The sequence below is a fragment of the Bradyrhizobium sp. P5_C11_2 genome, from assembly GCF_054049755.1.
The window spans coordinates 1-4301 of sequence record NZ_JBFULT010000613.1 but is presented as its reverse complement, the minus strand read 5'-3'; the positions used below and the strand labels follow the sequence as shown (position 1 = coordinate 4301).

Here is a 4301-nt window from a genome sequence, read left to right as displayed (position 1 = left end):
AGCAGTCGTTGTCGGACATGATTGGGGAGCGCCGGTCGCTTGGCGCTGCGCTCTGTTTAGACCGGATCGATTTAGGGCTGTCGTTGGCTTGAGCGTGCCGTTTCCGGTACGTGGTCCCGACCGACCAAGCACTGTCATGCCGAGGGCCGAAAAGCAGCGCTTCTATCAACTGTATTTCCAGACGCCGGGYGTTGCCGAGGCAGAACTCGAAAAAGACGTCCACAACGCAATCAAGACGACATTGTTCGCCCTATCTGGCGATGCGCCGGTTGAGGATCCTGCGTCGCTCACGATGCTTCCTAGTGAGGGGGGGTGGCTTGATGGGAAGCCTACAACCCAATCATTGCCGACGTGGCTCACGGACAGTGACATCGAATTTTACGTTGAGGAGTTCAAGCGCACCGGCTTTGGAGGAGGTTTGAATTGGTATCGCAACATTGATCGCAATTGGGAGTTGCTCGCACCATGGTCCGGCGCAAAGGTTCAGGTCCCGGCACTCTATGTCGTTGGCGATCGAGACGGGGTTTACAGATCGCCGAGTTGGAGCCATCTCGTCCCTAGCCTGAAACAGTTCGTGCCCTTGCTTCGCGAGACAATAGTCTTGAAAGGTTGCGGTCATTGGACTCAGCAAGAGCGCGCCAAAGACGTAAGCAATGCGCTCCTGGAATTCCTGAAACAGTTATAGATCGCGAACGGGCACTTGCGTAGACGCGGCAAGCAACGAAATGTCGCGTTTTGGCCCGTTTGAGACATGCCGGTCCGATCTGAAGATGTCCGCTTATCAGGTTGGACTGGAAGAGAACGGCACGCAGCCAAAGTGACGCGATTGACCCTAAGCGGACCTACCGGATGTTCGGCTTATTACCTCGGAGTTTCCGAACCGGCCTTTGCCCTTGCACAGGAGAACTGAAGACACTGTTTGCTCGACCATTATGCAGTCTTTCCGGCAACCTGGCCGTGCGCGGGCTATTGAAAAGATGGTCTGCATCAACTGAAGCCTTGAAGTGGAAGCGCACTGGAGTTGACCGTTGATCGATGACATCATCTCTCTGTTAGCCTTGTGAAATGACATCACTCTGGGATGCCGGCCCTTTCCATACCTTCATAGATTCGATTGCGCTGGAGTAAGAAAACAGGGTTGCCGCTTTGGACTTCAACACGGCACTTACCGATGCGGAAAATGGGAGCCAGCAGCCCCCCCATTTCGCTGGCTTGCGCCGCTTCCGATTTACGGTCCTGAAGAGCCAGAGCCGCGGCTAGATGGAAGTAGGGGAGCTCATTATTGGGAGCAATCTCGATAGCCTTCCGCAAACGGTCCACAGCCATGTCGAGCCTACCGAGTTGCAGATCCGCCAGACCAAGAATCGCGTACCAATTTCCGAGCATTGGATCGCGCGGGCTGAGGCGCATCGCGGTGGTCACATGGCCTTCGGTCTCCTCGCCACGCCCAAGAAAAATCTTAACCCACCCTGCTCTCATGTGAACATAGGGCAAATCGGGATCCAAGCTCATGGCGAGTTCAATCTCGCGAAGAGCTCGCTCTGGTGCTCGCAAGGCGATCAACAACGCGGCGCGACAAAAATGCATGCGGCTAGTGAGTGGCGTCAGTTGCGACGCTTTGAACATTGCTGCCTCGGCCAGACGGACTTGCTCAGCACGCGCCTGGGACATGTAGGCGTTGACTTCCCATAGGTGGGTTTCGACCAAGCCCATCAGCACATCGACGTTGGTATTGTCGACGCGGAGCGCCTCCTCAAATATGCTCCGTGCTTCGCGGGCCCCGGCGACTGACACTTTTTGGGAAAATGCCGTCCACCCGCGAAGGGCGAGGTCGACCGCATCCAATTCCTTTGGTTCCTCGCGCTCTAGACGCCGCGTCTCCGCTGCCACCAGCTGGACATCCATAGCCCGTGCGAGCCGGGCCGTGATCTCATCTTGCATGTCGAACGGGTCTGCCCGTGGCTTGTCAAATCGCTCGGCCCAGAGGTGTGCGCCTGTTTCTGTGTCGATGAGTTTTGCGTTCACGCGCAGGCGATCGGTCCCGCTCTGCACGCTGCCTTCCAGCACGTAGCGGACTCCAAGCTCGCGGCCAATCTGTCGAGCATCCACAATTTTGCCCTTGAATGCGAAAGCCGTCTTGCACGAAATAACGAAATAATCGGGAAGGCGAGATATGTCCGTAGTAAGATTTTCTGTAATCGCATCGACGAAATCGTCCTGCTGCTTCTCGCCACTAAGATTGGCGAAGGGCAGCACAACAATGGAAAGACGAGGTGGCGGACGAATGGTCGACCCAACGCCATCAGGCCGTGTCGCCGAGTTGCGTCCGTCCTGGACCGCCGTATAGGCTCGGACCGGGGAAGCAATATTTTTGAGGTTTTGCTCGCCCAGATCGGCGAACTCAACGCCAACCTTGCCCCGGATATGGTCGTAAGCCGAAGACGAGATGCAGATGCCGCCCGGTTCTGCGATGCTCTCAAGCCGCGCCGCAATGTTTACGCCGTCGCCAAAGACGTCATGCGGCTCGATAATGACGTCGCCGACATTGATGCCGACACGGAAAGCAAGGCGTTTGTTTTCCGTGTCGCCAACCGCTAGGTGGTTGACGCGGGCTTGAAACTCCGCAGCAGCCCGGACCGCTTGAACCGCGCTCGGAAACTCCGCCAAGAATCCGTCCCCGGTGTTCTTCACGATGCGGCCGCCGTGGTCGGCGATTGCGGGATGGACAACCTCGGTCAGAAGCGCGGATAGTTTGGCGTGCGTTGCCTCTTCGGCATGGTGCATGAGTCGAGAGTAGCCTGCCACGTCGGCGGCCAATATAGCCGCCAACCTGCGCTCAACCCGGACTGGCCGCTCCTGCACCATAGCCACAATCCAACCAGGCGCAATTATAGAACAAGTTGCAAGGCTTGCCCATCCGCTATGTCGCCTATTGGCCCGTTCGAGACATCCCCGTTCGATCTCACGATGTCCGCTTATCCGGTCAGACCGGAAGTCATCACCCCAGAGGCAAACCAACGCTCATGACCCATAGGCGACATCGGGGGAACTGCGATGCATTTTCCACCGCGCGTTGAGAAATCTTAAATCCTATAATGGTAGCTCAATCGCATGGCATGGTTTTTCGCCTTCGCAGCTTTAGCTTTTCTATACCGTCGCACGACGCGCGCTGGCGACTGGCTCGCGGAACTAAAGCCAACGGGAATGCTTCGGTCGCCGCTATTCTACGCACAAGGGGTTCTTCTCTGCGTGCTCTTGCTGCTCATGTTAGCGCCGGGTTACCTGCCGCACGAGCAGTGGGCGGTTGCCGTTTATCTTATCGTCTTGGTCATCGTGCTCGTAGCGCTCCTGGTTGTACGGCGCGCATTGAAATGGCGCTATCCAATCTAAGGACATCACTTCCGCATCTGGCCCGAAGCTGACCTTGGACTTCCGTGCACCGCCGGAAATCGATGCAATAAATTTGGTCCCTCGTAACCTGTTCTAGTTAGGGTAGAGCGACTTCATTTGGCGGGCCGGCGCGGGAGCATGAACATCTATAACGCGTACCTTACGACATCTCTGTTGATATCTYAGGTCGTTTTCTACGGCTCGATCGTTGGCTTGTTTTACGCAGCGTATCTGGTTCTCCGCTGGCGGCTCTATCGGCCGGCGTTATTTTTGGCCGCCACCGTTGGATTTCCGGCTTTGAGCTACTTCTATCACCTTATTGACGGGACTGTTGTGGCTCCTGCTTTACGGAAGGCGGAGGTCGCGTCCTGGCGACGAGTGAGCATCACCGGCGACAACAAGCCTCGTGTTTTCGTCGATACGTGGAGCGGCAATGGCTATGTGCCAAAGGCCTTGGTGGCTCTCGGCCGGTTCGAAAAAGCTTATGGCCGCATTGGCGAYGAGTGGTACTATTTCGAGCGAACGCCAGGTATCGTATGCCCTGAAAATCACTACGACGTTCGTATGCTTGATCGAATGAGCCAGCCTGTCCCATGCGTTTCGGCTACGAAGACTGGCCGGCGGGTGGGCTTTCGGGAGTTGAATATTCCCGAGATTGCCGAGCCCCGCTTGCTGCTGCTCGCCGATAGAGATGCTCCGTCCCATTACCAACACGAGGCGGGGAGACCCTACACGAGTAACACTCTGGAGCTTAGGCTCGTTTCAGATCAGGCCAATCAGCTGGTTTCATTCTGGGAAATTCCGTACTTTGAAGTCCCAATGTTCCCGCCGAATTTGAACCTCGACGGTTGGTTTAAGGTCTCCGCCGCAGCCGGTTACGCGCGGCGTCCCGAGGCGGTGAAGTTCGTTAT

Annotated in this window: 3 protein-coding genes; 2 read left to right on the top strand and 1 reads right to left on the bottom strand. The window is 56.5% G+C overall.

What is annotated here, in order from left to right:
- Positions 1-685 (top strand): alpha/beta fold hydrolase (locus ACXJL8_RS35270; RefSeq protein ID WP_456686481.1); only part of this gene is annotated, 685 nt, incomplete at its 5' end.
- Between the two features lie 386 nt (positions 686-1071).
- Here ACXJL8_RS35270 and ACXJL8_RS35265 read toward each other — a convergent pair.
- Positions 1072-2865, bottom strand: coding sequence for an adenylate/guanylate cyclase domain-containing protein (locus tag ACXJL8_RS35265; protein ID WP_456686480.1), 1794 nt, complete (start codon positions 2863-2865; stop codon positions 1072-1074).
- Between the two features lie 663 nt (positions 2866-3528).
- Between ACXJL8_RS35265 and ACXJL8_RS35260 the strand changes: the two genes are divergently transcribed.
- Positions 3529-4301, top strand: a 773-nt coding sequence (locus tag ACXJL8_RS35260) for a hypothetical protein (protein ID WP_456686479.1), incomplete at its 3' end; no start/stop codon positions are given.